The organism is Anaerococcus lactolyticus ATCC 51172 (assembly GCF_000156575.1).
Taxonomy (GTDB): Bacteria; Bacillota; Clostridia; order Tissierellales; family Peptoniphilaceae; genus Anaerococcus; species Anaerococcus lactolyticus.
This window is the reverse complement of record NZ_GG666046.1, coordinates 231,606-256,449: the sequence shown is the minus strand read 5'-3', so window position 1 is coordinate 256,449 and position 24,844 is coordinate 231,606. Positions and strand designations below refer to the sequence as shown.

The window sequence follows — 24,844 nt, the reverse complement described above, 5'->3', positions numbered from 1 at the left end:
AATGAATATTAATATTTTACAAGTAATTCTAATATTTATAGTTACTTTCGTAGCAGCTATAGATCAATTTTCATTCCTAGAATCTCTTTACCAACCGATCGTAACCGGTCCTATAGTAGGTTGGATTCTAGGTGATGCTCATACTGGTCTGATAGTTGGCGCAAGCTACCAACTAATGACCATTGGTAACATGCCAGTAGGTGGAGCTCAACCACCAAACGCTGTAGTAGGTGGAATTGTTGCAGTTATTTTCGCTATAACTTCTGGTCTTGAACCAAACGCAGCAGTAGCAGCAGCTATACCTTTTGCCCTACTCGGCCAATACGGTGTAACCTTAATCTTTACCCTAATGGCTCCAGTAATGTCTAAGGCTGACCAATATGCCAAGGAAGCTAATCCAAAGGGAATTGAAAAGATCAATTACCTATCAATGATTGCCCTAGGTACAATCTTTGGTTTAATCGTAGTATTTTTCTTCATTGCTGGTTCAACATTCGGTACTGAGCTTACAAGCAAGATTCCAGAAACATTCATGCACGGACTTAGCGTTGCAGGTGGTATGATGAAATATGTTGGTTTTGCAGTTCTATTAAGATTAATGATATCTCGTGACCTATGGGGTTTCTTCTTTGTAGGTTTCGCTCTTGCTGTTATCGTTATGGCAAATGCATCACTTTCAGGTGCAGCCCTATTATTAATCGCTGCTATCGGTTTTGCGATTGCATTCTGGGATTACCAAATCAATACCAAGATGAAAAGTACAGTTGTAGTAGAGACAGGAGAAGAAGATGGAATATAATGATATGCAATATAAAGATCTAAATCCAAGTCCTCACTTAGATCAGAAAACATTAAATAAAATGGTTTGGAGGTCTTTATTCCTTCAAGCATCATTCAACTACGAAAGAATGCAGGCTGCAGGTTGGCTTTATTCAATCCTTCCAGGTCTTGAAAAAATCCATACAGACAAGGAAGACTTAGCTAAGTCAATGGAACACAACCTTGAATTCTTCAACACTCACCCATTCTTAATCAACTTTGTAATGGGTATTATCCTTTCACTAGAGCAAAACAAGGTTGATATACCAACAATCAGAGCGGTAAGAGTTGCCGCAATGGGACCTCTTGGTGGTATCGGAGATGCCCTCTTCTGGTTCACCCTTGTACCAATTGTTGCAGGTATATCTTCAAACATGGCCCTCCAAGGTAACTTTGCAGGTCCAATCTTATTCTTAGTTGTATTTAACATCTTCCAATTTGCAATCCGTTACTGGCTAATGAATTGGTCTTATAAGATGGGTGAATCTGCTATAGATATGTTGACTGCCAATGCTCGTGAATTTACTAGAGCTGCATCAATCCTCGGCGTTATCGTTGTTGGTGCCCTAGTATCTGTATATGGTTCAACAGAAATCGCCCTAAAGGTAGACAACGGTACTACCCAAGCTCCAGTTCCTATCCAAACCATAGTTGATAATGCAGAGCTTCCTGACTATGCTAGCTACCTCTATGTTGATGGCAACAAGGATAAGATGGCTGATGGCGCAGCAGTAAAAGATCTTGGCAATGGTAAGAGCCAAATTTCCTTTACAACTTACGAAGAACAACCTGTTCAAATCGATATCCAAAAAGTATTAGACGGAATCATTCCAGACCTAGTACCTCTTGCTATAACTCTCCTACTTTACTGGTTACTTGCTAAGAAGAAATGGACACCAATTTACTGTATCATGCTTCTATTAGCAATGGGTGTAGTAGGATCTTATATAGGATTATTCTAATGGCAAATGCGGTAATAGCTGTAAGTCATGCAAGCCTTGCTAGTGGCGTATATTCTGCCATTAAGATGATAGCTGGCGAGTTTGACAATGTCAGAGTAGAAGAATTTAAAGACAACGATAGTCTAGAAGCTTTTGATCAAAAACTTCTAGTTGACTACGAAGAACTAACAAAAAACTATAAAAACATCTTCATCCTAGCAGACCTTGCAGGTGGCACACCATTTAATAGGTCAGTGATGACCCTAGGAGATAGGGAAAATGTCAGAGTAATTGGAGGTTTAAATTTTGCAAGCCTCTATACAGCAATCAACTCAGATAGTGATGATATAGATGCAGGTGTTGAAGATATAATTCAAACTGCCAAAGAATCACTAATCGTCTTTGAAACAAAAAAAGAAGAAGTTGATGACTTTGAAGAAGATGGTATATAAGAAAAGGCCCCAATTGGGGCCTTTTCTATACTTAAATTCTTACATTTTCACTACTTCTGGATATTCTTTGCCAAAAGTTTCTACACTTGCTTTTTTGATTCTCACATCTTCTTTTGGTCTATCTTGTCTATCAGTTTTTGTTTCCGCTATCTTATCTACCACGTCAATTCCTTCAATAACCTTGCCAAAACCTGCATACTCTCCATCTAAGTGTGGGCTATCCTTGTGCATGATGAAAAATTGGCTGCCGGCTGAATCTAGCATAAAACTTCTCGCCATGGACAAGACTCCTCTTTCGTGTTTTAAGTCATTCTTAAAACCATTTTGGTTAAATTCACCCTTAATAGCATAGCCTGGTCCACCCATGCCTGTGCCTTCTGGGTCGCCACCTTGGATCATGAAATTTTTAATTACTCTGTGAAAGATTAGCCCATCATAAAAGCCCTTTTTAATTAGGGAAATAAAGTTATTTACGGTATTTGGAGCAAGGTCTGGATAAAGCTCAGCCTTGATTACATCTCCATTTTCCATCATGAAGGTCACTATTGGATTTTTGTCTGTCATACTTCCTCCTTAATTTTTAAAAGAATGAACAGGAGCAGGAATGTATCCTCCCCTACTTATCATAATACTTGAATCTGACTCACCCACATCTATAATTGGAGCGTAGCCAAGTAGACCACCAAATTCTACTTGATCCCCCACGTCCTTGCCTGGAACAGGGATAAGTCTCACTGCTGTCGTCTTATTATTTATTACTCCAAGGGCAGCCTCATCTGCAATCATAGCTGAAATGCTAGCCGCAGTGGTCTTGCCTGGAATAGCAATCATATCAAGGCCAACTGAACAAACACAAGTCATTGCTTCTAGCTTATCAAAACTAATCCAACCCTTGCCGGCTGCTTCAATCATAGCCTCATCCTCACTAACAGGGATAAAGGCACCTGAAAGACCTCCGACCCTGGAGCTAGCCATAATTCCGCCTTTTTTAACTGCGTCATTTAACATGGCAAGGGCAGCAATTGTGCCATGGCCCCCTACCTTATCAATGCCGATTTCTTGTAAAATCCTACCAACAGAATCGCCAATAGCAGGTGTTGGAGCAAGGGAAAGGTCAACTATACCAAAATTTTTATCAAGTTTTTTACAAACTTCTTGGCAAATTAATTCACCCATCCTTGTGATTTTAAAGGCTGTTTTCTTGATTATTTCATAAATTTCATTTATTTTTAAATTTTCTTTACCAGAAATGGCTGCTTTAACTACTCCTGGCCCTGAAATACCAACGCTTATCACTGTATCAGCCTCACCAACTCCGTGGAAGGCGCCTGCCATAAATGGATTATCCTCAACAGCATTGGCAAAAACAACCAATTTTGCACAGCCAAAAGCATTTTCAGTATTAGCTGCTAATTCTTTTATAGTCTTTCCACAAAGATCAGTTGCATCCATATTGATTCCAGCCTTAGTAGAGCCAATATTAATTGAAGCACAAACTAAATCTGTTTCAGCCAAAGCTCTTGGAATTGATTTTATCAAAATTTCATCAGCAGGTGTCATTCCCTTTTCAACTAGGGCAGAAAATCCACCAATAAAGTCAATACCAATATCCTTTGCAGCCTTATCTAGAGTTTTCGCAAATGGTGTGTAGTCATCAAGGTCTGTTGCCGCCGCGATTAAGGAAATCGGGGTCACAGCTATCCTGTTATTTACAATTGGCACTCCGTAAATTTGAGAAATTTCCTTGGACACTTTTAGAAAATCCTTACTCTCCCTAATAAGCTTATCGTAAATTTTATCGCAAGCCTTTATGTAGTCAGGGTCGATACAGTCAAGTAGACTAACACCCATGGTTAGAGTCCTGATATCAAGATTTTCTTCATCAAGCATTTTTATTGTTTCTAAAATATTTGCCTTATCCATCTTAAATCCTATGCATCACATCAAAAACTTCTTCGTTTTGAATCCTAATTTCAAGTTTAGTTTGCTTAGAAAGATCATCAAAACTTGCTGTAATTTTGCCAAAATCAGCATTAGCCTTTGTTAAATCAATATTAATCATAGCCACAAACTTATCTTCCATAATAGTTTGGCTCATATCTAAGATATTTATATTATAGTTATATAAAATCTCTGTCACTTGGTAAATTATTCCCGGTCTATCTTTTCCAATAATAGTAAGTATTGCTTTCATAAAATCCTCCATATTCATTGTACCCCGGTTTTATTATATTATTAGAATAAAGGAAAGATTTTTAGCCTCTTGAATACTTTCACCATTTTCATATAAATAAAAACTTAATTTTCCCACCAAAAAAAGCCCAGTTAAACTGAGCTTTAGTATTCTAGTACCAACCGTTTCTTTGCCAGAATGCTTGAGCATTTTCCCATGAGCCATATCTTTGAGCTACATAGTTATCTGCTGCTGCTTCTTGTTCAGCTGGACTTGCGCCGTAACGAACTAGGGATGGGTTTAATTGGTATCTACCATAATAGCCACCTCTTGGGTTGTAGGCTGTGTATGAACCACCTGATTCTCTTTGAGCTATCCATTCCTTAGCCCAATTTGTTGAGCCTTTGTAAGATTGGTTTGTATTTTTTGCTGGCGCTTGTTTTTTAGCGGCTTGGGCCTTTTTAGCTTGAGCCTTTTGTTCTTGTACTTTTTGAGCCTTAACCTTCTCGTTTTTTTCTCTGAAAGTTTTTAATAGGTTGTTGTAAACATATCCAACTTTTCCGTCAATTTCTACCTTTACAAAACCATTATCAGCTATTTCCAATGCCTTTGCAGCTGTTCCCTTATCTAAAACTTCTATGATTTCTGAATCAAGGCTAGCTTCTTTTCTAAAGTTTGTAGCAGAAACAAGTTCTGTTTCTTCAAGTAAGTGGAAAAGATCAGCAGATACATAGGCATCCTTGCCTTCAAAATCGATTAGTAACCAACCGTCTTTCTTATCCTTAATCTCATATTGAGAATCTTCATCGTCTATAAGACCGATAATATTATCTCCAAGCTTAGCTTCACTTCTCACATTTACTCCGTTTGCTAGGTCCTTATTGATAACAGCGCTTGCTGCTTCTGCCTTGTGTGAACCGAAGGCAAATACCGACGGTATTACTAGGGCTGCTGCTAGGGCGTACTTTGTTATAAATTTCATTTTTACTCCTTTTATCTATGTGAATTAATTATTTTCATATTTTTTGCTACAATTTGTTACAATAGTTACAAATTGATAACAATTACTTATTACGAGTTATAGTATAACTTTTAATTGTGTGTAAATTATGTAGATTCAATAAATAATTACAAAATGTTTACAGCCCATGCTAAAACTTTGATTTTAAGGCTTTTCTGTCTTGCGCTCACCTCTCGTCACGCTGAATTTCTATGAAATTTATTTGTAAAAGATGAGTTATTCCTAGTTTGTTAATTTTAAAACCTAACTTTTTATTGTAATAATTCACTAACTTTTTGTAACTTTTGATAATTATTATTAACTCCCAAAAAGAATATCTCCTAGCAAAGTCAAACGAATTTTCCTTTATATACAGATATATTTGCCCATATTTTTTATATGTAGTAAAATTTATTTAGATATATATAGAAAGAGAGAAACTATGAAAACTGTATACATTTTGTGCGGAGGGCCATCAAGTGAGCATGACATAGCTCTTAGAAGTGCTCTTAACATAGTTAAAAACCTAAATAAGGATAAATACGAAAAAAAGATCGTATATATAGATAAGGAAGGAAAATTTTCACCAACTTTCAAAGACTTTGATCCAGCTGATGAATTTTCCCTCGTAAAAAAAATTGACAAGTCTACCCAAGCATCCATTGCTGACTTCCTTTTGGAAGTGTCAAAGGAAGACTTAGAAAATACCATAATTCTCCCTGTAGTCCATGGGACCTACGGCGAAGATGGCACAATCCAAGGCTTTTTGGATGCAGTAGGACTTAAATACATAGGTAACGGACTACTTTCATCTGCAATTTGCATGGATAAGGTGACTTCAAATGACATTTTTGAAAAATCTAAATTAAGGCAAGCCAAGTACAAGTATTGCTATAAGGAAGATTTTGATGATGACTTTATGGATTCTTGTATTGCCTATGTCGGTCTTCCCCTCATTGTTAAACCATCTGCGAACGGTTCTTCAGTAGGTGTTTCTCGAGTTGAAAACAAGAAAGATTTCAAAAAAGCAGGGCTTGAAGCTCTCAAATATGACAGAAAACTTTTGGTTGAAGAATTAATTATTGGCCAAGAAATAGAACTCGCTGTCCTTGGAGATTCTGATAATATAGATGTCTCTGACCCTGCAGCTTATATTACTGACCACGTATTTTTAGACTGGGATGCCAAGTATTTTTCAAAATCAACTAGGGAAGAACTTCCTTACAAGATGGACGAAAATGACAAACAAAAAGCCAAGGACTTTGCCAGAGCCTGCTACAAGGCTGCTGGTTGCGAAGGATTTGCTAGAGTTGATATTTTCTATGGAAATGATAGGCAATTTTATATAAATGAAATCAACACCTTCCCAGGCTTTACCCCTTCATCATTTTTTGCAAGGATGGCCATGAACCTCTATGATGTAGATTTTTCATCTATCCTTGATAAGTTAATAGATGATGGCTTTAGGAGATCTAAAAATGATTGAGAAAACTCTAAGTGAAATCGCTCATATGATTAATGGAGAAATTTCAGACGAGAAATTTTCCGCTATAAAAATCAAAGGAGTTTCAACTGATTCAAGAACTATAGACCCAGGCGAACTTTATATTCCCCTAGTTGGCGAAGTCTTTGACGGTAGGATTTTTATCAAAGAATGTGAAGATAAGGGTGCTGAGGCCTTCATAATCGATGATCCTACAAAGATTAACAAAACTGTTTCCATCCCTTATGTAAGGGTGGCTGATACAAAAAAAGCCCTCCAAGACCTTGCTACTGCCTACAGAAAAGAACTTAGCTGCAAGGTAATCGGCATTACCGGCTCTAATGGAAAGACTACTACAAAGGACCTATTATATAAAATCCTATCAGAAAAATATAAGACTCAGAAAACTTGTGGCAACCTCAATAATGAAATCGGAGTTCCAAAAACTGTCCTAAGCCTGGACCCTGACACAGAAGTCGCAATTATAGAGCTTGGTACAGATAATTTTGGAGATATTTCCCTAACATCAAGGATGGTAAAACCTCATATAGCTATGATTACCAATATCGGTGACGCCCACCTTCACAACCTCAAAACCAGGTCTGGCATCCTAAAAGCCAAACTTGAAATCCTTGAAGGTATGGAAGACGACGGGATTTTTATCTACAACATCGATGACCCAACCATGAAAGAAGAGATTCCAACTTACGATATCAAACAAAAGGTTCTCTCCTTTGGTAGGAGTGATAAGGCTGATTTTAAGATAGTTTTTGAAAAGTCGCCAACATCTATAATTCGTTTTTCCCACGAAAACGACCACTTCGAAGTCCCACTTATGGGTGAACACAACATCTACAATGCGGCAGCTGTTGTGATGATAAGCGAAATGTTAGGTCTTAATAAAGAAATGATTGATGCTGGTTTTATGGAGGTTAAGTCTAGTCAAAACAGGACAGAACTTTTGGAATGTGATGGTTTTGATATTTTGGATGACTCTTATAAGTCAAATCCTCAATCCCTCCTTGCAGGCCTTGAAACAACCTATATGCTCGAAGGCTACAAAAGAAAGATAGTATGTCTTGCTGATATGCTTGAGCTGGGCGAAAACGAAGTAGACCTTCACAGAGAAGTTGGCAAGAAGCTTGATAGCAAAAAAATCGACTATGCCCTTTTCTATGGTCCCCTTGCCAAACAAATGTATGAGGCAAGCCTCGAAAATTTCCCAGCCGACAGAACCTTTTACTTTAACCACAAGGATGAATTAATAGAGAAATTAAAATCCCTAGTCATCGGTGCAAGCCTCATCTTTGTCAAAGGTAGTCACGGCATGCACATGGAAGAAATAATTGAATCGATAAAAAACTTTAATATATGAAAGAGGAATCTATGATTTATACTGTAACCCTAAACCCTTCTATAGATTTATATGTAGAAGTTGATAAATTGAACCCTGGTTTTAATAGCAATATCAAAACCGAAAGAACCCTACCTGGTGGTAAGGCAATAAATGTTTCAAGAATATTATCCCAACTTAAAATCCCAACAACAGCCACAGGTTTTCTCGGTTCTTACCAAGGACTTTTCATAAAAGATTGGCTAGAAAAAGAGGAAATCCTCGCTGACTTTGTTGATATAAAACAATCTAACAGGATTAATATAAAAATTTTCGAAAATAAAAAAGAAACTGTAATAAATTTCCAGGGTCCAACCATTTCCTCAGAAGAAGTTGAAGAACTCCTCTACTACCTATCAAGAGTTAGGGAAGGCGACACAATCATCTTCGGTGGGTCTGTTCCACCAATGGAAAATGGCGAAGACTCAGACATCTACGACAGGATGGTAGAGATAGCCAAGGCCAATGGCGCATATTTCATAGCTGACGTTCCAAGCCAATACCTAATGAACATGGTAGAAAAAAGTCCCCTTCTTGTTAAGCCAAATGGCGAAGATATTGAATCCATCTACAAGGTGAAAATAAAAGATAAGATGGAATACATTCCTTATGGCAAGGACCTTATTAAAAAGGGAGCTAAGTACGTTATAATCTCCTACGGAAAAGACGGATCTATGTTCTTTACCAGAGATGGTGTTTATGCAGCAAATCCAGTTAATGATGATAAGGAAATAGTAAATACCGTTGCTTGTAGAGATGCGATGATAGCAGGCTTTGTCGGCACCCTAGTGAGGGATAACGATCCAATCGAATCCTACATGGTAGCAGTAGCCGCAGCAAGCGCCACAGCCAAGGTCCTAGACCTACCAACTAGGGAAGAAATTTTAGAAATCCTCCCACTTGTTGATATTGAAATAATAGAATAAAAATAATCGTCCAAGGCACATTGAAAGCCTGGACGATTTTTTGATTTAAAAATCTCAGAATGTCGACAAAGTATATAAACATACGTCATTCCGCCAGAGAATCCACCATATAGTTTACCCCGAGCGGAGCCGAGGGGACGAGGAATCCCATAAATTACGGGATTCTTCCTCACTTCGTTCGTCTGAATGACATCAGAAATGACTTTGTCTATAGCCTACGATTTTTAATTTAAAAATCTCTTTTTTTATAAAATTTAATGGAAAGTGTGATAGAAATAGTAAGAAAAAGGACAATTAGGATACAAAGTCCAATTATAAGCATCCTTTGCTTTTCTAATACAAAGTTAATAATTGGCCCAAAATCTTTTATAAAATACCCTAGAGCCATTCCTATTACAGCAATTATAAATATTGGTAAAAAACAAAAGATTCTTGCTTTAGCATAGCCGTATTTAAAATAAATCGGATATTGAACAGAAATAACTATTGCATACAAAACAAAGTTACTACCAATAAACATCAACATATCAATCCCCATTGGCATATTTTTTATTTGATAAACTATAGCATAGATTGAGAAACCAACCAGACTAGCCACCATAAATATCAAGCAAGCTAATATATACCTACCTATAACTACCTTTGTACTATTTATGGAAAAAATTTTATATATGGCATCAATGCCAGAATTTTCCCCTAACAAAAATGGATTAGATGAATACATTACAGCAAAAAACAGTATCATTGGAACCAATCCTATAGGAGATTTATTAATAAAAGAATTATAAAGAAATATACCTAATATTATGATTAAATTTTTTAAAGTATAATAGGGTTTCATTGAAATTATATCTAGTTTAATTTGTTTTCTAATATCCATTAGATCCTCCCATAATAAATCATTATTTGGTCGATTGTTGGCACTTCTGCCACTACGTCAGCATCTTCCTTATAGTCTTCCCTTAAAACCAGGGCTTCAAAATTGACCTTAGTCTTCTTTTGCCCATAAATTTTATAGCTTTTTATCTTGTCAAAATCATCAAGTCCACCCTTTATGAGTAAAAATTTGTCATAAAACTCATCCTTACTGCCTTCAAAGACGATTTTACCCTGGTCTATGAAAACTATGTAATCAGCAATCCTATCGAGGTCTTGAGTTATGTGAGTAGAAAACAAAACTGTATGAGCAGGATCTTCCATAAAGTCTAAAATCATATCCACAAGTTCATCCCTCATAGCAGGGTCAAGGCCGCTTGTTGGCTCATCTAGGATTAGGATTTTTGCGTCATGGGAAAGAGCAACTGCAAGCATTAATTTAATCTTCATTCCCCTTGATAATTCACAAACTTTTTTCTCTCTTTCAAGTTCAAATTTATCAAGATATTCGTAATAGGTCTTGGCATCCCACTTATCATAACCAATAGCCATGGCTTGGTCAACTAAATCCAAGGTCCAGTCCTTGCCCAAAAAAGAATCATCCATGACAAGGCCCACATCTTGAAGATAGGTCAAATCTTCAATCTTTTTCCCATCTATGAAAATTTCCCCATCGTAATTAATAAGGGACAAGAGAGCCTTGATGGTAGTTGTCTTTCCCATGCCGTTTTTGCCGATAAAACCGGTTACAAAACCTTTTTTGATGGCAAAGTCATTTGGGCCGAGTTTAAATTTTTCATAAGTTTTGACTAGATTTTTTGCCAGTATTTTATCAGTCATTAAAATCTCCTTCATACAAATACTCTAAAAGTTCAAATAAATCATTCTTTTTCATTTCAATATCTTTTGAAATCCTAACAGCTTCTATAAGGGCCTCCTCGAGTTTTTTCTGCTTTTCCTCAAGCCTTAGATTAGGGTCTTCCTTGCCGACAAAGGTCCCAAGTCCTTGGCGAGATTCGATAAAGCCTTCACTCTCAAGCTCATCGTAGGCTTTTTTGACAGTCAAAATCGAAATAGAAAGCTCTCGGGCAAGATTTCTCACAGAAGGCAGTTTCTCCCCTGCTTTGAGATTTCCCTTCAAAACCTCATCTCTAATGGCGTTTTTAATTTGTTCATAAATAGGGACTGCCGACCCATTTTTAATAATAATCTTCAATTTCTTCCCCTCTCCTCTATAACAGTATATAACAGTTTATAACACTTGTCAAGAATTTTATAAAATTCCAAAAAATAACTATAAATAGAACCTCAAAAAACATTTTGACAGGAAATCTCCACAAAAAAACCAGGTCCTTGCCTGGTTTTCTTGTTTATTATCAATCCTACTTAGTATATAAGCCTGTTTCATCAAGTTTCTTAAGGATTTTTTCTGTCCTTGCTATAATAGCTTCTGCATTTTTTACTTGTCTTTCAAGCTTAGCCTTAACAGGTTTTATAGTATTAGGTGCATTTTCTAATAAGAATTTAGCTGATTTAACCATAATTTTATTTTCCATGTAAGCTTTTCTTAGCCTATCATATTGGTCCTGAGTAACTTTGCTAGTTTTTTGCTTTGGCATTTGGAAAGCACCAGCTAATAGTCTGTTATAATATGACCTAGATTTACTTTCCTTTTGCTTTGGTTTGTCTTCTGGTTTCTTTTCTGGGTTTGGTTGTTCCGGTTGATTTGGTTTTTTATTTTCAGATTTTTTTACTGCTTTCGCTGTGAACACTCTGTTATTCTTATCTACTTTAAAGTCTGTTCCATTCTGGCTTGTCCATACTGGATTTTCATAACCTTCTATGGGCTCAAGAGGTATTTTATTTAATATAGTGTCCTTTAAAATTTCTACTTTATATTTTTTTATATCAGTGCCTGGTTTTACTTTATAAGTTTCGTAAACAACTGGATTTTCCTCATTTCCTATTTTCTTTGGATTATCCTTTGCTCTTGCCCCTATACCAAGCTTCATTTCTATAGTAATTGCATCAGCTGGTGTGTTTTCATTAGGTCCTTCTACATTATCGAAAACGTAGAGTGTATTGTCTAATTTAAGCTTTGAACCATCTCTGAAGGTGAATTCTAGTTTCCCTTTAAATTCTCCCTTACTTTCACTAGATCTCTTATCAATATCTTTTTTTATAGCAAGTCTTAACTCATCATTTATAAATTTGTATTTATCATCATCGGCTTGTCCCTGAATCTCGTAAGCTTCATGCCAATTGATTGTATCGCCCTTCCATATCCTAATATCTTTAGCCCTTATATCTCTTATTTTATCTTTAATAAAATCACTTGTAGGTATATTTTCTATCTTAGCTAAAACTTTGTTAGGTTTTTTTCCCTCTTCTATCTGGCTTACCCATATTATCTCACCCAGCTGAATACCCATATAAGCAGGTTTATCAATACTCCAATTGCCATCCTTATCAACAGTAATTGCTTTTGTATTTACATGGGTCATATCATTTTCTGAAAATCCATAATAAATTTCAATCTTGGCTCCAGGGACACCAATTCCCTTAATTTTTGTGCTATCTTTAGTAATTTTTTCTACAGTAGGCTCCTTAGATATTTCAACCTTACCTGACCCAGGATTGTTGTTCTCTACTTCCTTAGCTTTTTGATTGAAAATTTCTTCTGCTTTTTTGTAATCCTCTTCTGTTCTTTTGCCTTGACTATCTTTTATTTCATATAATTTAATAGCAAGATTTGCTTTTTCACCAGGACTTAGTTTTAAATCATCTATTTTATTTATAAGTTCATTAATTTTCTCAGCCCAGTCTATTTTGTCATCGACCTTTGGTTTAGATGGACCTTCTAGTTTATATTTTTCTTTACCAGCTTCTACCCAGATTTGACTTATATCCTTTTTTGTTAAATCAATTGTCCTGTGCCCATCTACATTACCTTTATATTCTCTTTCGCCCCAATTATTTCCCTCAATTTTAGCGATAATGAAGTTTAATTTTGTTTTATCATTTTTTACATTTATGTTTATATATGGCCCATACTCATCAGTTCCATCGAAATCATGGGTTTGGCCATTTGCATCACCATCGTGCCAATAGTGTATTTTATATCCTTGATTTCCCACGTTGAAATGAACATTTATGATTCTTTTTTCTTGATTTGATTCTTGCCTTTGCTCCTCAGCATAAGTCTTTGGAAGTATATTTGCACCTAAGCCACCTATTAATAGGAGGGATAGGCCTAGGGCGCAGGCTTTAATGATTTTGTGCGATTTTCTTTTCATTTTTTCTCCTCTTGGAAACGATTCCGTAATATTATATTACTATTATAACCAAAAATTAAAAATTTATCAATATTAAATTTGAATTTATTATATAAATATAGCTAAATTTTTCTAGGTATGTAGAAAATAATAACCAAACTTTTTAAAATCATTCCCATTCTAATTTTTAATCTCCATGTCATTCGAATAATTTACAAGTTTGGTTATTACTTTTTAATCCATATTTAATTATATTATCTTACTGCATGATTTGATCGAGACTTATATCACATATCCCATCCAAAGTATAATCAGCTGTTTGTTGAATTTTCTCCCAATCTTTTTCATTCCATGGAAAATCTTTTATCCCTACTACCTCTATACCCAGCTTCTTTGCTTGGGTTATTGCATAAATAGCATCGTCATAAAGAATGACTTGGTTTTTATCTTTTCCTAATTTTTCAATTAAGCTTTTCCAGAATTCATCTTCAGATTTTCTTAGACCTGTATTGTCAGCAGTTGCGATTATGTCAAAACATTCATAAATTCCTAATCTTTTGAAAGCCTTAATTATACAATCAGAACTTGAAGATGAAGCTACCGCTAATTTAAAGCCCTTAGCCTTAAGATACTTAATTTTATCAACGCTTCCTGCCTTAGCATCCACTTCATTAGCATACTTATAATCAATTAAACTTTGAAAATAATTAAAAACTTCTTCGAAGGTCATATCTGTTGCTATGGTTTCAGCAATAAACTTGCTCATGCCTTCTATGCTAAGTGATTCTATCGTATCCTTGGTGTCTTTATCAAGGCTATCCATTGTGTGTCCATATTTTTTTAATATGTTATTTTCTAGTTCAAGCCACATAGGCATCGAATCCAATATTGTCCCGTCTACATCAAATATTAAACTTTTCATATACTACCTTTCTCCAACTATTAACCAGTAATAAAAAATGATATGCATAATGCACATCATTTTTTATTGACATTAACTATGCTGCAAGAATGCCTGTATAGGAACCTATTAAACCTACAACCAACATAATAAGCATAATTATTAATGGATTGATTTTTTTCTTTAACAATACCCAAGATAGCCAAAATACTAATAAAGTTGGGATACCAGGAATTATTCCGTCTAATATTTCTTGAATTGTTGTTGCAGCATCTCCTGATCCTATGCTAATACCTATATTAACATTTACCATTTCAGAAGTCATAGCTCCTGCAACTGCAAGACCCACTATAGAAGCTGCCTTTGTTAATTTTTCCATTATACCTTGTTCATTAGCTTGAGTAATAACTTCAGTACCTAGGTTGAAACCTACAAAAGATAAAACATACCTACATATCCAACTTGGTATATTCCATGCTAGTAAGAATAATATAGGTCCTAATAAATTGCCTTGTAGTGACAAGGATGTGCCTATACCAGTTGCAATAATCCTTAAAGTGCCCCAGAAAATTGAGTCACCAATACCTGCTAAAGGTCCCATCAAAGCTGTTTTTACATCTGATATTGACTTTGTATCAAAGGTGTCTATATTATTAGCTCTTTCTTCCTCCATAGCAGCAGATATACCAAGAGGAAAACTGATTATAAATGGTGTTGTGTTATAGAATTCAAGATGCCTTGTTAAAGCTTCTCTAAATTTTTCATCTTCAGGATATAGCTTCTTTAAAATTGGCATTAATGCCCATGCATATCCCATGTGCATCATTCTTTCGTAGTTCCAAGAATGTTCCATTGGAAGTGTTCTTAAGCCTAAATTTGCTAAATCTTTTTTTGTAATAATACTATTTTGATTTTTTATTTTATTAAAATTCATCTAAAACATATCCTTCCTGTTCACTATCAGTTAAATTAACTTCTTTAACCTCATCTTGCTTGAAAAAACCAATAGCTGCCATAATTATTGAGAATATAGCAATTCCTGTAGTTGTTAAGCCAGATTTTGAGAAATATGCTAGTAAGAAATAGCCTAAGAAGAAATAAGGTGCTACTTTCTTGTTCATTATCATTTGAGCTAACATAGCAAAACCAAGAGCAGGTAGCATTCCTGTTGCAATCTCAATACCAGTAGTTATAAATTCAGGGATTCCTCCAAGTGCGCTTGTTACGGCATCACTACCAAAGTAATATGCAATTGGTACTAAACTTGATGTCATAATTTCTACTAGGAATGGGACTACCAATACATCAAATGTAAACATCTTATACTTTCCATCTGCAACGTGTTTATCTGCCAAGTGGCCTAAGGCTACTAATAGTGGAGATCCAACTATAGTTCTAAGGGCTAGCATCAAGCTTGCAATTGGCATACCAAGGGTCAATGCTGTCTCAGGACCACTTCCAGCTTTAATTGCAAATGCTACACCTAGCACTGTTCCTGACAACATATCAGGTGGGATGTATGAACCAATACTAACTGCACCAATAAAGGCAAGTTCTAGTGTTGCTCCCATTACTAATCCTGTGTGTAAATCTCCAAAAACAAGTCCAACTAATGGTCCGATAACTATAGGCCTTTGAATTAAGGCTGTTCCTAAAAAGAACTCAGACCTTCCAAGTAACATTATAAGGGCTAAAAGTATCGCTTCTCTTAACATAAATCCTCCTTTAAATAATATCTTTTACGTTAACTCTATTACTAGATGGGACGCCCTGAATATATACATCTACCCCATTAGCTATCATTCTTCTTAATATATTTTTATCTTCTTCGTTTGCATATACTGCAACTTCAAGCTTTTCGTATCCTTCATGTGGATAGGTTCCACCTAAGTTTACTTCTTTAATATCAAGAGCATTTACTAATTTTTCACAATCTTCTATACTTTCAACTATGATAAATAAGTTGTACTTGTCTGTTACCCCGGATTTTATAGCTGCGACACTATCTTCAAGGGACTTTGCAATTACTTTTACACCCGCAGGTTTTGAAAATTTTATTACATTCTGTCTTAGCTTATCATGGACTAAAGCATCATTAGCTAGTAAGATAGCGTTTGCATTTAAGGCTTGAGACCACGAAAAAGCAACTTGTCCGTGTAAGAGCCTATGGTCTATTCTTAATAATTTTATCATCACATCTCCTTAAAAATCATCTAAATCTGCATCAGATTCAATATCTACTTGTGAACACCTTAAAATTCCGTTTTTGGAACCATCGATTATATCATCAATCTGTTCATCGATTGTATCATCAGTTGTAAGCAGAACGCTCATAACCATAATTAAATTCATACCTGTTACTAATATTACATTTTCCATATTCGCAACAAGTTGTAATATTTCGTTATTTACACTTCCACCTAATAAATCAGTTAATATAACTATTTTTTCATTTGTATTTTCAGACAAGAAATCTTTGATTTCTTTTTCAAATGGTATATCTTGATCTACATAAGCAGACATCGCATATAGGTTTTCTTGAGGACCTAAAATTAACTCTACACTGGATTTTACGCCCTTGGCCATGTAGGCATGGCTTACTAATAAAACTTTCATAGCAGGTCCTATTAATATTCAAATTGTCTATAATATCTTCTATATTCCAAGTTATGATTGGTGTATTTAGCGTAATTTCTTCCCATTCTTTCAGTTAAAAGTGCTGTTGCAATCCATGGAGTTAAGAATTTTCTAAACTTATCATCAATACTATTTAGGGCAAATTCTTGGGTATCAAATACATAGTGTTCTGCATTAATTTTTTTACAGAAATTCTCAACCCTATTGTCTTGCTCTCTAAATTCATCTTCACCCTTAATAATAAATACCGGAACATTTTCTTCAACCAATTCTAAGGTACCATGGAAAAATAAAGAGCTTGTTACAGGTCTAGTTCTAATCCATTGCATTTCTTCTAGTATGCACATAGAATATAGGAGGCATTCACCCCATAGAGCTCCAGATGCGGTGAAAATTGTATGTTCTGCATCATAAATCTTACTTGCTATAAAGTCAGCCCTTTTATCAAATGTTTCTCTAATTCCTACTAAATCTTTAAATATGCCCTTTAATTGATCTGCAAATTCATTGTAATCATCAAATTGACCAATTTCGTTTAGGATTTTATAAAGGAATATTGTTTGTAAAAGATATGAAAATTCAACCTTACCAGTTACTGCTGCTTCTTCTACAACATGAGTAGAATATTTTGCAAGTTCAGAATCTAATTTTGTAAATGAAACAACCCTAACTCCTCTTTTTTTGAATTCTTTAACTGCCTTGATTAATTCAACAGTATTTCCACTAGAACTTGCTGTGACAACTAGAGATTTTTCTGTTAATTTCTTGTCTTTTTTTAGGAAGTAATCAGCAGCGCTAATCAAACTAATATCAACATCAAAATACTTATCCAACATATAATATAAGTGATAAAATTCAAACTCTGTTCCACCTATACCCATAAGATAAATATTATCGAACCCTTCTTTTGCAATCTCTACTGCTAACTTTTCTACATCTTCTCTTTTTTGATAAGATGTAACCCCATCTTCTAAATATTTTTCTGTATCAAAATTATATATTTTTCCCATTTAAAACTCCTTAATCTTTCTCACTTAGCTTTTGACACTATTAAATCATCAAATTTTTCCATTAATGAATGACTATCCCAGCTTTTCATTGTATTTGTTACATAATATGAAAATAATTGAAAAGGTACGATAGAATAGATTAACCTACTTAATTTATTTTCATAATCATAGTGAATACAGTTTTTATAATCGTCCTTCTTACCTGTTATAAAATAGCACCTATCAGTAACTAAGCCCAACGCTTTATACAACTCTTTAATCCTGTCGCTAGTTTCGTCTAAATTATCAATTATTGCCACTGAATAATCAGGTGTTAACTGTAAATTTGGTCCGTGCAAATACTCTTCAGCTTCAAAATACATAGCAGGGATTTTTGTTGTCTCGCTAATCTTTAATGAAGCTTCCCTTGCCAATCCAAGGCAATCCCCAGAACTAACCACATGAACAATCTTACTTGACAACATCTCCTTAATGTTTTTATCATAAATTTCTTTAGCTTGACTTACAATACTATCAAAAATAATCTGAGCTTGCTCACAATCTTTTTGTAGACTTTCTATAAAACCATCAGATAAGGTTTTCCTAGAATAATTTATAGCAAAATTTAGGAAGAATACTATAAGACCTACATAACCCCTAGTAACATATCCAACAGTCTCATTTCCAATTCCATAATCAAAAACTTTATCAGAGTGCTTACCTATTTCACTTTCGACGTTTGAAGTTAACACTGCCATTTTAATATTTTTTTCTACTAGACTATCAACTAAGGATATACAATTTGTGGATTTGCCTCCTTGGCTAACCACGACAATGAAATCGTCCTTAAACCTATCTAGCTCATAATATTTAAAAGTGTGAGCAGTAAAAACTTCAACATTTTTACCTAACAAATCTCTTAAAGCATACTTTACTGACATGCACGCATTGAAAGATGACCCAGAAGCGACTAAAACTAAACCTTTTCCGTTTTCCTTATATAAATCTATGAATTTATCAGTTAATGCTGGATCAAATAGATTTTTCTTTACCAAATCCGGAATACTATTTATATAGTCTAACATTGTCTTTTCCATAACCACCTCCAATAATTTTTTTAAACTATATAGCTTCTATATTCATAATATAACATCAAAAACTTTTATGCAATCGTTTTTACAAAAAGCGCACATTTTTTAAACCACTTAACCAACCACTTATAAAATTTTTCCAATAAAAAAATAAGGTTTAATTAAAATCATATCTGATTTTAAATTCAACCTTATCCATCTTCATGTATGATATTGTATATTCTACCAAATTTTTATCTTTATTAATTCCGTAAAACCTTACTTTATACGTGTAACTATCAGTATCTAAGTTCAAAATAGCATTTATATTAGGATCCCTTACCACTTCTATTTTTGTTACAAAATTATTGGGTATATTCTTTTTATAGGACATGTAATCATAAATAGATATTTTTGAAAAATCATACCTAATTGCATCTTTGAATATCTCAAAAGGGAAGTAACAATACTCTATCCCATATGTGCTTTCATCTGCAAACCTTATCCTTACAAGTTGATAGAAGTCCTTATATTTTTTAAATATACTATTAAGATCATCCCTGTCATATAATAATTTAAAGCTTTGAACATAGTCTGTGCAAGTTTTACCCAAAACTATATTTTCATGCTTCATAGAAATTGGATTATCCTTCGATAACATAATCCTTCCATTATAATTAAGATTATTTGAAATATAGGTGCCCTTGCCTTGAACTCTTATCAAAATTCTACTTTCAACTAACTTGTCAATCGCATATTTGACAGTCATCCTGCTTAAGTTAAATTTCTCTGCAAGTTTTCTTTCAGATAGAATTTTCATTCCTGGTTTTAGGTGTCTATTTTTTATTTCGCTTAAAATATATTCTTCTACCTTATGATGTAAGCAACTCTTCAAGCCTACCTCCTTCAAAAAATTCGAAGCTATCAACCCTAGTAATCTCTTGTAAATTTCCAAAAATACCTTCGTTTGTATAATATTTAGAATTTAACATCAACATCTTATCTCCAGACCTCATATTAAAGAATTTTTCTTCTGTATCATCAAGGTAGACCATTGATAATATAACATTTGCTTTAACTGAAACAGAGGAAATAAAATCAAAAATTTTTATTATATTATCGTTTTTTATCAAATTTACATTTAATATATCCTTCTTAAATACACCTTTAAAATAAGATACGACCTCGTTTTTATTATTTATTAAAATTTCAACACAAAGAAGTTCAGTGTTTTCATTAGTATTTACTAAAGAAGCCAAAAATTTATTACCCCTTATAAGGTCTTTACTTAATAATTTAACTGAAAAGTCCTCATTTTCTTTAATAGTTTCCTTCCAGTAATTTATATTTTGTAAATTTCTAATCACTCTATCCTCATACCTTCTATTTACCCGCCTCTATCAAATTTTTAAGAGCAGTTATTCCTACTCTTATGGCGAGGTCTGTGTCGTGGACTACTGGGTTTGCGAGTCCCTCTTTTTCTCTTTCTTGGTTGGCTACTACTAAGAAGCAGGAGCCTACTCTCACTTTCAGAAATCTTGCTACGGTGAATAGGGCTGCTGATTCCATTTCGCTTGCTAGGGTTCCTAGCCTTTTCCAGGCCTCCCATTTATTGTTAAGATCATAAGATGTAGGCATTAGGTCAGGTTCGTGTTGGCCGTAGAAGGAGTCCTTGCATTGGACAACTCCTATGTGAGACTTTGCTCCCAAACTTTCGCTCGCTTTTTTTAGGGCAGTAGTCACTTCAAAATCTGCCACAGCTGGAAATTCGATTGGAGCATACTCCTTGCTGGTGCCTTCTGCTCTTATGGCAGCTTGAGCAATTACAATCTCACCACTTTTTACATCTGTGTCGATGCCACCACAAGTGCCAACTCTCACAAAGGTGTGGGCACCGAGTTTACTTAATTCTGTCAAGGCAATAGCCGCCGATGGACCACCTATACCTGTGGATGTGACTGAGACTTTTTCTCCATTTAAAAAACCTGTATAGGTTACAAATTCACGCCTGTCGCCTACTTTTTTTGGATTTTCAAAATAGGCTGCGATTTTTTCACATCTTTTAGGGTCCCCCGGCAAAATTACGTATTTGCCAATATCTTCCGCCTTTAAACCTATGTGGTATTGTCTACCGTCATCTGAATATTTCATATGCCCTCCATGAGATTTTCTATAAGGTCTGCCACAGATTTCACGCTAAAATTACACACTTCTCTTACATCTTCGTTTGTAACATAATTAAGAGTGTAAGAAAGTGGAGTATTTTTTAGAAAGTCAATATCGTTGTAATCGTCGCCTATGGCAATAATCTCCTCGTCAAAAGAATAGTAATCTTTGATAAAATCTATCCCTCTTTGCTTATTTATACCCTTTTTGACCACATCTATAACGCCTATTGAGTAATGAAAATCAAAGTCTTCTGGGAAATGATTGACAATTTCATCATCAGAATAAATCGCAAGGGCCATTATGGATTCATTTATATTTTTAAGATCATTTTCCTTGACACTTTCCGTAAAAATCGCCATTTGATTAGGAATTTCTTTGCCATAAAAATTTAAAAATTCTCTAGCCTTGTCTGGGTGAATTTCAGCCTTGAAAACTTCTCTCAGTTCATTCTTATCTTTTACAAAAATATGTCCTCCATTGTTGCAAATCAAAGCATCAGGATTAATTCTCTCTTCTATTAAGGGAGTGAGGCTCGCAAAAGACCTGCCTGTCACAATAGCAAAAAGATTCCCAGATGCCTGGAAATCTCTAATTGCTCCTATATCTTTGGCAGAAATTTTTTCGTCTATAAAAATTGTCCCGTCAAAGTCCGCTGTCAATATCATTGGTCTTTCTCTTCAATTTTGATATATTCTATGCCATTTTTCTCTAAAAGTTCCACAGCATAGTCGTCTACCCTGTAGGCATTTCTATAATAGATTTTTTTAATCCCTGCTTGAATTAGGCTCTTTGTGCAATTTAGGCAAGGAAAGTGGGTCACATAGCAAATACAATTATTTACTGCAATCCCTTCCTTGGCGCAGTACAAAAGGGCGTTCATCTCAGCATGGATGGTGGCTATGCAGTGACCATCCCTCATGGTATGTCCTATCTCATCGCAGTGGGCATTTCCCTTAATTGATCCGTTATAGCCTGTGGAAACTATCCTATTTTCACTATTTACAAGAACACAACCCACATAGGCCCTGTCGCAAGTGCCTCGCATGGCAACTGTTTCTGCCAGCCTCATAAAGTATTCATCCCAAGTTAGTCTATCTTTTGCCATATCTCTCCTCTTAAAATTTAAGTCTTATCTTAAATAGGATATCAAATAATTTGTAAGATATCAAGAGGGAAAGGGCGTAGGCAAAGATCCTTAATATGATACTTGCTCCATCAAAACTAATAAAACTTGATATTATCACAAAGAGAATGGAAGTTAGGGATAAGATTCCTGACCACTTGCAAATCTCTGATAAGACCCTGTTTTTAACCATATAACCAGACCTTTCTGCAGAAGACCTGCCTATCAAGAAGTAAGTTCCAACTGCGATTATAAGGGCAACTACAAGTCCCGCCCAAAGACTTGATGTCTTATCAAAATTAGCATTTATGAGTGATAAGAAAACTTGCTGGGCTGGAGATAGGGTATTTTTGAAATTATAATAGGCATCATTGAAAGTGCCTGGGTAAGAGCCACCAAAGATTCCCAAAAAGGAAAATATTATAAGTTTAAACCATTCTATAAAACCTATAGCAATTATTCCTAGACCAATGTGGCCAAGGAAGTTTCCTGCTAAAAGTCCTAGGGATACGCCAACTAGGGATGCTGACACCATGGAAATCATGGATTTCATAAGGAAGGTCCCCATCTTTGCAAAATTTGCTATTTCAGAAAAAACTGATCCCTTTATTGTAATGGAAACCATTAGGATATTTATTATAAACAAGGCAATGCCAAATACAAGAGCCACCCCTATTTTCATCAAAAATTCTCTTTTCTTTGACCAAGGAAGCATCCTGGTAAAGTCGTAGTAGTTTAGGGATTCTTCTATAGATGTAAGTCCCATTGAGATTATCATGATAAAGACAAGGGAAAGGGCCATGGAGCTTGTAAGTCTTTCTGTCATGTCTAGCTTGTAGGAATCAAGATTTTCCATGCTCCTCATAAATTCTTCATAGGTAGATTGTTTCTCCCAAAGGTCATCTTTGTTGAGTTTTTCCATATATCCTTCATCATAAGACCTTTCTTTCCTATATCTTAACTTATATTTCTTAGCGAAGGCCTCGGCAGTTTTTTCTGCTTCCTTTAGATATTTTTCATCAATTTTTTGATCATCCGGATGAGTTTTCTCCTCACCAAGATTTTTTTCCATTTGCCTTACATTGTCTGTAACTCTAAAGGCATCCCATTTTAGGTTGCTTTTCACCCCAAGGGTGTTAGAAAGAGTAAAGAAAAATCCAACAAGGACTAGCCAAATTGCGTATCTCTTCCAAGTTAGTTTGAGTAATTTCCTAAAGTCTTTCATATTTCACCTCCCTGTTCCATATAGAAGTAGTCTTCTATCTTAAGGTCTAACATATCATATTGGACAATTTCATCATCTGATAAATACTCGCTTAAGAGCTTATCGCTAGCCTTAATTAAAATGACCTTGACCCTACCAAGGGATGATACAAGAACAGAATTGTCTGCCAAAGCCTGTGGGAGTTTGTCTTTGACAACAACTTGGACCTTTCTTATATTTTTGGTATCCACACTTGTATTTTTGAGCCTGCCGTCCTTAGAAAGATATAAAATCTCCTCGCAAACCCCAGTTAAATGGTCTAGGTCGTGGCTTGAAGCAAGAACTGTTCTCCCCTCTTCCTTGGCATCTAGGATGTAAGAAAGAATTAGTTTTTTATTTAAAACATCCATCCCATCAAGGACCTCGTCAACTAGGAGGATATCAGCCTTGGAGGCAAGGATAGTAATAAGTCCTAAGAGGTTTTTTTGTCCCTTGGATAAATTTCTAATATTTTGGTTTGGGTCAATTTCGTTTTTATTTATTTCAGTAAAGAAATAATCGCTGTCAAAGTCTTCATAGCTTATCTTGTAAAATTCTGGCAAGTCTTTGGCCTTATAAAAACTAAAATAATCAAACCTATCTGGCAAAAATCCTATATGCTTGATTAATTTTGGATTTTCACTTAGTTTTTTCTTATCAAGGGTAAAGACCCCAGCTTCTGCCAAATAAATCCCGCAAAGGATTTTAAGGAGGGTAGTCTTACCTGACCCGTTCCTGCCGACTATACCTGTAATTGTGCCTGGTCTTAGAACAAAAGATACGTCTTTTAGGACCTGATTTTTGCCAAAGGCCTTGCTGATATTGTTAACTTCAAATAACATCTATCTCACCTTCTACTTTCTCATACAATTCGATAATTTCTTCCTTGCTAATCTTAAGGAAGATCGCTTGGGATAGGTCTTCTTCTAGCTTATCAATAAACTCATCTCTTTTGATATCGATTTTTTCACTATTAAGCTCAATTACCGTACCTATACCCGGTTGGGTTTTAATAATTCCTTGACTGGACAACTCTTTAAATGCCTTGGAAACTGTTGTTTGGTTAATCAAAAGCTCCTTGGATAATTCTCTTACAGATGGAAACTTATCTCCATTTTGAAGATAGCCTGCCGCAATGGCGACCTTGGTTTGCTCAACTATCTGCATATAAAGAGGAGTCTCTGAATTTGCGTCTAATTTAAACATCGTAACTCCTTACTGTTTGGTCATACACCATACATCTTATAATCATTATATCAAGGATTGGTTTTTTGTCAAATAAAAAAGACTGGATAGAGCGGACCTCAGAGTATAGACAAATTAATATAATATTTATAATTATATTTAAATCCCAAATTTATGTGCTCTTCCTCA

General features: G+C 35.0%; 29 protein-coding genes. 6 read left to right on the top strand and 23 right to left on the bottom strand.

What is annotated here, in order from left to right; translation table 11 throughout:
- Window position 1: 1 nt before the first annotated feature.
- The 3 genes from HMPREF0072_RS05845 to HMPREF0072_RS05835 are packed head-to-tail and all read left to right on the top strand — an operon-like array spanning window position 2 to window position 2,212.
- The gene (locus HMPREF0072_RS05845; protein WP_004828249.1) at window positions 2–799 is read left to right on the top strand and encodes a PTS mannose/fructose/sorbose/N-acetylgalactosamine transporter subunit IIC; all 798 of its coding nucleotides are present in this window, start codon (window positions 2–4) and stop codon (window positions 797–799) included.
- A complete protein-coding gene (locus HMPREF0072_RS05840) occupies window positions 789–1,781 on the top strand; it encodes a PTS system mannose/fructose/sorbose family transporter subunit IID (protein WP_004828247.1) in 993 nt (330 codons plus the stop codon). Before HMPREF0072_RS05845 ends, HMPREF0072_RS05840 begins: the two co-directional genes overlap by 11 nt.
- The gene (locus HMPREF0072_RS05835) at window positions 1,781–2,212 is read left to right on the top strand and encodes a PTS sugar transporter subunit IIA (protein ID WP_004828245.1); all 432 of its coding nucleotides are present in this window, start codon (window positions 1,781–1,783) and stop codon (window positions 2,210–2,212) included. Before HMPREF0072_RS05840 ends, HMPREF0072_RS05835 begins: the two co-directional genes overlap by 1 nt.
- A gap of 39 nt (window positions 2,213–2,251) precedes the next feature.
- Here the strand turns inward: HMPREF0072_RS05835 and HMPREF0072_RS05830 are convergent, their stop codons facing one another.
- The 4 genes from HMPREF0072_RS05830 to HMPREF0072_RS05815 form a co-directional block, all read right to left on the bottom strand.
- Window positions 2,252–2,776: a peptidylprolyl isomerase gene (locus HMPREF0072_RS05830; RefSeq protein WP_004828243.1), complete on the bottom strand. Its 525-nt coding sequence runs from the start codon at window positions 2,774–2,776 to the stop codon at window positions 2,252–2,254.
- A gap of 9 nt (window positions 2,777–2,785) precedes the next feature.
- Window positions 2,786–4,135 carry a PFL family protein gene (locus HMPREF0072_RS05825; RefSeq protein ID WP_004828242.1) on the bottom strand — a complete coding sequence of 450 codons (1,350 nt, stop codon included), beginning with the start codon at window positions 4,133–4,135 and terminating at the stop codon, window positions 2,786–2,788.
- A 1-nt stretch (window position 4,136) separates the two neighbouring features.
- Window positions 4,137–4,406, bottom strand: a complete 270-nt coding sequence (locus tag HMPREF0072_RS05820) for an ACT domain-containing protein (protein WP_037325881.1) — start codon at window positions 4,404–4,406, stop codon at window positions 4,137–4,139.
- A gap of 151 nt (window positions 4,407–4,557) precedes the next feature.
- Window positions 4,558–5,367, bottom strand: a complete 810-nt coding sequence (locus tag HMPREF0072_RS05815; protein WP_004828236.1) for an aggregation-promoting factor C-terminal-like domain-containing protein — start codon at window positions 5,365–5,367, stop codon at window positions 4,558–4,560.
- Window positions 5,368–5,827: 460 nt separating this feature from the next.
- Here HMPREF0072_RS05815 and HMPREF0072_RS05810 point away from each other — a divergent pair, with 460 nt between their 5' ends.
- Genes HMPREF0072_RS05810 through HMPREF0072_RS05800 form a run of 3 tightly spaced genes read left to right on the top strand, consistent with a single transcriptional unit; the run spans window position 5,828 to window position 9,187 of the window.
- Window positions 5,828–6,871: a D-alanine--D-alanine ligase family protein gene (locus HMPREF0072_RS05810; protein WP_004828234.1), complete on the top strand. Its 1,044-nt coding sequence runs from the start codon at window positions 5,828–5,830 to the stop codon at window positions 6,869–6,871.
- Window positions 6,864–8,243 carry a UDP-N-acetylmuramoyl-tripeptide--D-alanyl-D-alanine ligase gene (locus HMPREF0072_RS05805; RefSeq protein WP_039931178.1) on the top strand — a complete coding sequence of 460 codons (1,380 nt, stop codon included), beginning with the start codon at window positions 6,864–6,866 and terminating at the stop codon, window positions 8,241–8,243. Before HMPREF0072_RS05810 ends, HMPREF0072_RS05805 begins: the two co-directional genes overlap by 8 nt.
- Window positions 8,244–8,254: 11 nt before the next feature.
- Window positions 8,255–9,187, top strand: coding sequence for a 1-phosphofructokinase family hexose kinase (locus tag HMPREF0072_RS05800; protein ID WP_039931177.1), 933 nt, complete (start codon window positions 8,255–8,257; stop codon window positions 9,185–9,187).
- Window positions 9,188–9,416: 229 nt separating this feature from the next.
- Here the strand turns inward: HMPREF0072_RS05800 and HMPREF0072_RS05795 are convergent, their stop codons facing one another.
- The 19 genes from HMPREF0072_RS05795 to HMPREF0072_RS05705 all read right to left on the bottom strand — a co-directional run bounded on the left by HMPREF0072_RS05795 (window position 9,417) and on the right by HMPREF0072_RS05705 (window position 24,676).
- Window positions 9,417–10,067 carry an ABC-2 transporter permease gene (locus HMPREF0072_RS05795; RefSeq protein ID WP_004828227.1) on the bottom strand — a complete coding sequence of 217 codons (651 nt, stop codon included), beginning with the start codon at window positions 10,065–10,067 and terminating at the stop codon, window positions 9,417–9,419.
- A complete protein-coding gene (locus HMPREF0072_RS05790; RefSeq protein WP_039931175.1) occupies window positions 10,067–10,903 on the bottom strand; it encodes an ABC transporter ATP-binding protein in 837 nt (278 codons plus the stop codon). The genes HMPREF0072_RS05795 and HMPREF0072_RS05790 overlap by 1 nt, the downstream gene beginning before the upstream one ends.
- A complete protein-coding gene (locus HMPREF0072_RS05785) occupies window positions 10,896–11,279 on the bottom strand; it encodes a GntR family transcriptional regulator (protein ID WP_004828223.1) in 384 nt (127 codons plus the stop codon). Before HMPREF0072_RS05785 ends, HMPREF0072_RS05790 begins: the two co-directional genes overlap by 8 nt.
- A 166-nt stretch (window positions 11,280–11,445) precedes the next feature.
- A complete protein-coding gene (locus HMPREF0072_RS05780) occupies window positions 11,446–13,359 on the bottom strand; it encodes a pullulanase-associated domain-containing protein (RefSeq protein WP_004828222.1) in 1,914 nt (637 codons plus the stop codon).
- Window positions 13,360–13,597: 238 nt separating this feature from the next.
- Window positions 13,598–14,260 carry an HAD family hydrolase gene (locus HMPREF0072_RS05775; RefSeq protein ID WP_004828220.1) on the bottom strand — a complete coding sequence of 221 codons (663 nt, stop codon included), beginning with the start codon at window positions 14,258–14,260 and terminating at the stop codon, window positions 13,598–13,600.
- Between the two features lie 76 nt (window positions 14,261–14,336).
- Window positions 14,337–15,173 (bottom strand): PTS system mannose/fructose/sorbose family transporter subunit IID, encoded by an 837-nt coding sequence (locus HMPREF0072_RS05770; protein ID WP_004828218.1) that lies wholly within the window; start codon window positions 15,171–15,173, stop codon window positions 14,337–14,339.
- On the bottom strand, window positions 15,163–15,954 hold the full coding sequence (locus HMPREF0072_RS05765) for a PTS mannose/fructose/sorbose/N-acetylgalactosamine transporter subunit IIC (protein ID WP_004828216.1): 792 nt from the start codon (window positions 15,952–15,954) through the stop codon (window positions 15,163–15,165). Before HMPREF0072_RS05765 ends, HMPREF0072_RS05770 begins: the two co-directional genes overlap by 11 nt.
- Window positions 15,955–15,964: 10 nt before the next feature.
- A complete protein-coding gene (locus HMPREF0072_RS05760) occupies window positions 15,965–16,432 on the bottom strand; it encodes a PTS sugar transporter subunit IIB (protein ID WP_004828214.1) in 468 nt (155 codons plus the stop codon).
- A gap of 9 nt (window positions 16,433–16,441) precedes the next feature.
- Window positions 16,442–16,855: a PTS sugar transporter subunit IIA gene (locus tag HMPREF0072_RS05755; protein ID WP_050755269.1), complete on the bottom strand. Its 414-nt coding sequence runs from the start codon at window positions 16,853–16,855 to the stop codon at window positions 16,442–16,444.
- An 11-nt stretch (window positions 16,856–16,866) separates the two neighbouring features.
- Window positions 16,867–17,886: an SIS domain-containing protein gene (locus tag HMPREF0072_RS05750; RefSeq protein ID WP_004828210.1), complete on the bottom strand. Its 1,020-nt coding sequence runs from the start codon at window positions 17,884–17,886 to the stop codon at window positions 16,867–16,869.
- Between the two features lie 20 nt (window positions 17,887–17,906).
- Window positions 17,907–18,962 (bottom strand): SIS domain-containing protein, encoded by a 1,056-nt coding sequence (locus tag HMPREF0072_RS05745; protein WP_004828207.1) that lies wholly within the window; start codon window positions 18,960–18,962, stop codon window positions 17,907–17,909.
- 151 nt (window positions 18,963–19,113) lie between these two features.
- Window positions 19,114–19,830, bottom strand: coding sequence for a GntR family transcriptional regulator (locus HMPREF0072_RS05740; RefSeq protein ID WP_004828205.1), 717 nt, complete (start codon window positions 19,828–19,830; stop codon window positions 19,114–19,116).
- The gene (locus tag HMPREF0072_RS05735; protein WP_004828202.1) at window positions 19,808–20,302 is read right to left on the bottom strand and encodes a hypothetical protein; all 495 of its coding nucleotides are present in this window, start codon (window positions 20,300–20,302) and stop codon (window positions 19,808–19,810) included. Before HMPREF0072_RS05735 ends, HMPREF0072_RS05740 begins: the two co-directional genes overlap by 23 nt.
- A 16-nt stretch (window positions 20,303–20,318) precedes the next feature.
- Window positions 20,319–21,086, bottom strand: coding sequence for a uridine phosphorylase (gene udp, locus HMPREF0072_RS05730; protein ID WP_004828200.1), 768 nt, complete (start codon window positions 21,084–21,086; stop codon window positions 20,319–20,321).
- A complete protein-coding gene (locus HMPREF0072_RS05725; RefSeq protein WP_004828199.1) occupies window positions 21,083–21,769 on the bottom strand; it encodes an HAD family hydrolase in 687 nt (228 codons plus the stop codon). Before HMPREF0072_RS05725 ends, udp begins: the two co-directional genes overlap by 4 nt.
- Window positions 21,766–22,209: a deoxycytidylate deaminase gene (locus tag HMPREF0072_RS05720; protein WP_004828197.1), complete on the bottom strand. Its 444-nt coding sequence runs from the start codon at window positions 22,207–22,209 to the stop codon at window positions 21,766–21,768. The genes HMPREF0072_RS05725 and HMPREF0072_RS05720 overlap by 4 nt, the downstream gene beginning before the upstream one ends.
- 10 nt (window positions 22,210–22,219) lie before the next feature.
- Window positions 22,220–23,452 (bottom strand): ABC transporter permease, encoded by a 1,233-nt coding sequence (locus HMPREF0072_RS05715; RefSeq protein ID WP_004828194.1) that lies wholly within the window; start codon window positions 23,450–23,452, stop codon window positions 22,220–22,222.
- Window positions 23,449–24,312, bottom strand: coding sequence for an ATP-binding cassette domain-containing protein (locus HMPREF0072_RS05710; protein ID WP_004828192.1), 864 nt, complete (start codon window positions 24,310–24,312; stop codon window positions 23,449–23,451). The genes HMPREF0072_RS05715 and HMPREF0072_RS05710 overlap by 4 nt, the downstream gene beginning before the upstream one ends.
- On the bottom strand, window positions 24,302–24,676 hold the full coding sequence (locus HMPREF0072_RS05705; RefSeq protein ID WP_004828189.1) for a GntR family transcriptional regulator: 375 nt from the start codon (window positions 24,674–24,676) through the stop codon (window positions 24,302–24,304). The genes HMPREF0072_RS05710 and HMPREF0072_RS05705 overlap by 11 nt, the downstream gene beginning before the upstream one ends.
- Window positions 24,677–24,844 lie beyond the last annotated feature (168 nt).

Excerpts from the sequence above, each read along its gene's own strand:
- HMPREF0072_RS05845 (WP_004828249.1), top strand. The coding sequence starts at position 2 with ATGAATATTAATATTTTACAAGTAATTCTAATATTTATAGTTACTTTC.
- HMPREF0072_RS05840 (WP_004828247.1), top strand. The coding sequence starts at position 789 with ATGGAATATAATGATATGCAATATAAAGATCTAAATCCAAGTCCTCAC.
- HMPREF0072_RS05835 (WP_004828245.1), top strand. The coding sequence starts at position 1,781 with ATGGCAAATGCGGTAATAGCTGTAAGTCATGCAAGCCTTGCTAGTGGC.
- HMPREF0072_RS05830 (WP_004828243.1), bottom strand. The coding sequence starts at position 2,776 with ATGACAGACAAAAATCCAATAGTGACCTTCATGATGGAAAATGGAGAT.
- HMPREF0072_RS05825 (WP_004828242.1), bottom strand. The coding sequence starts at position 4,135 with ATGGATAAGGCAAATATTTTAGAAACAATAAAAATGCTTGATGAAGAA.
- HMPREF0072_RS05820 (WP_037325881.1), bottom strand. The coding sequence starts at position 4,406 with ATGAAAGCAATACTTACTATTATTGGAAAAGATAGACCGGGAATAATT.
- HMPREF0072_RS05815 (WP_004828236.1), bottom strand. The coding sequence starts at position 5,367 with ATGAAATTTATAACAAAGTACGCCCTAGCAGCAGCCCTAGTAATACCG.
- HMPREF0072_RS05810 (WP_004828234.1), top strand. The coding sequence starts at position 5,828 with ATGAAAACTGTATACATTTTGTGCGGAGGGCCATCAAGTGAGCATGAC.
- HMPREF0072_RS05805 (WP_039931178.1), top strand. The coding sequence starts at position 6,864 with ATGATTGAGAAAACTCTAAGTGAAATCGCTCATATGATTAATGGAGAA.
- HMPREF0072_RS05800 (WP_039931177.1), top strand. The coding sequence starts at position 8,255 with ATGATTTATACTGTAACCCTAAACCCTTCTATAGATTTATATGTAGAA.
- HMPREF0072_RS05795 (WP_004828227.1), bottom strand. The coding sequence starts at position 10,067 with ATGGATATTAGAAAACAAATTAAACTAGATATAATTTCAATGAAACCC.
- HMPREF0072_RS05790 (WP_039931175.1), bottom strand. The coding sequence starts at position 10,903 with ATGACTGATAAAATACTGGCAAAAAATCTAGTCAAAACTTATGAAAAA.
- HMPREF0072_RS05780 (WP_004828222.1), bottom strand. The coding sequence starts at position 13,359 with ATGAAAAGAAAATCGCACAAAATCATTAAAGCCTGCGCCCTAGGCCTA.
- HMPREF0072_RS05775 (WP_004828220.1), bottom strand. The coding sequence starts at position 14,260 with ATGAAAAGTTTAATATTTGATGTAGACGGGACAATATTGGATTCGATG.
- HMPREF0072_RS05770 (WP_004828218.1), bottom strand. The coding sequence starts at position 15,173 with ATGAATTTTAATAAAATAAAAAATCAAAATAGTATTATTACAAAAAAA.
- HMPREF0072_RS05765 (WP_004828216.1), bottom strand. The coding sequence starts at position 15,954 with ATGTTAAGAGAAGCGATACTTTTAGCCCTTATAATGTTACTTGGAAGG.
- HMPREF0072_RS05760 (WP_004828214.1), bottom strand. The coding sequence starts at position 16,432 with ATGATAAAATTATTAAGAATAGACCATAGGCTCTTACACGGACAAGTT.
- HMPREF0072_RS05755 (WP_050755269.1), bottom strand. The coding sequence starts at position 16,855 with ATGAAAGTTTTATTAGTAAGCCATGCCTACATGGCCAAGGGCGTAAAA.
- HMPREF0072_RS05750 (WP_004828210.1), bottom strand. The coding sequence starts at position 17,886 with ATGGGAAAAATATATAATTTTGATACAGAAAAATATTTAGAAGATGGG.
- HMPREF0072_RS05745 (WP_004828207.1), bottom strand. The coding sequence starts at position 18,962 with ATGGAAAAGACAATGTTAGACTATATAAATAGTATTCCGGATTTGGTA.
- udp (WP_004828200.1), bottom strand. The coding sequence starts at position 21,086 with ATGAAATATTCAGATGACGGTAGACAATACCACATAGGTTTAAAGGCG.
- HMPREF0072_RS05725 (WP_004828199.1), bottom strand. The coding sequence starts at position 21,769 with ATGATATTGACAGCGGACTTTGACGGGACAATTTTTATAGACGAAAAA.
- HMPREF0072_RS05720 (WP_004828197.1), bottom strand. The coding sequence starts at position 22,209 with ATGGCAAAAGATAGACTAACTTGGGATGAATACTTTATGAGGCTGGCA.
- HMPREF0072_RS05715 (WP_004828194.1), bottom strand. The coding sequence starts at position 23,452 with ATGAAAGACTTTAGGAAATTACTCAAACTAACTTGGAAGAGATACGCA.
- HMPREF0072_RS05710 (WP_004828192.1), bottom strand. The coding sequence starts at position 24,312 with ATGTTATTTGAAGTTAACAATATCAGCAAGGCCTTTGGCAAAAATCAG.
- HMPREF0072_RS05705 (WP_004828189.1), bottom strand. The coding sequence starts at position 24,676 with ATGTTTAAATTAGACGCAAATTCAGAGACTCCTCTTTATATGCAGATA.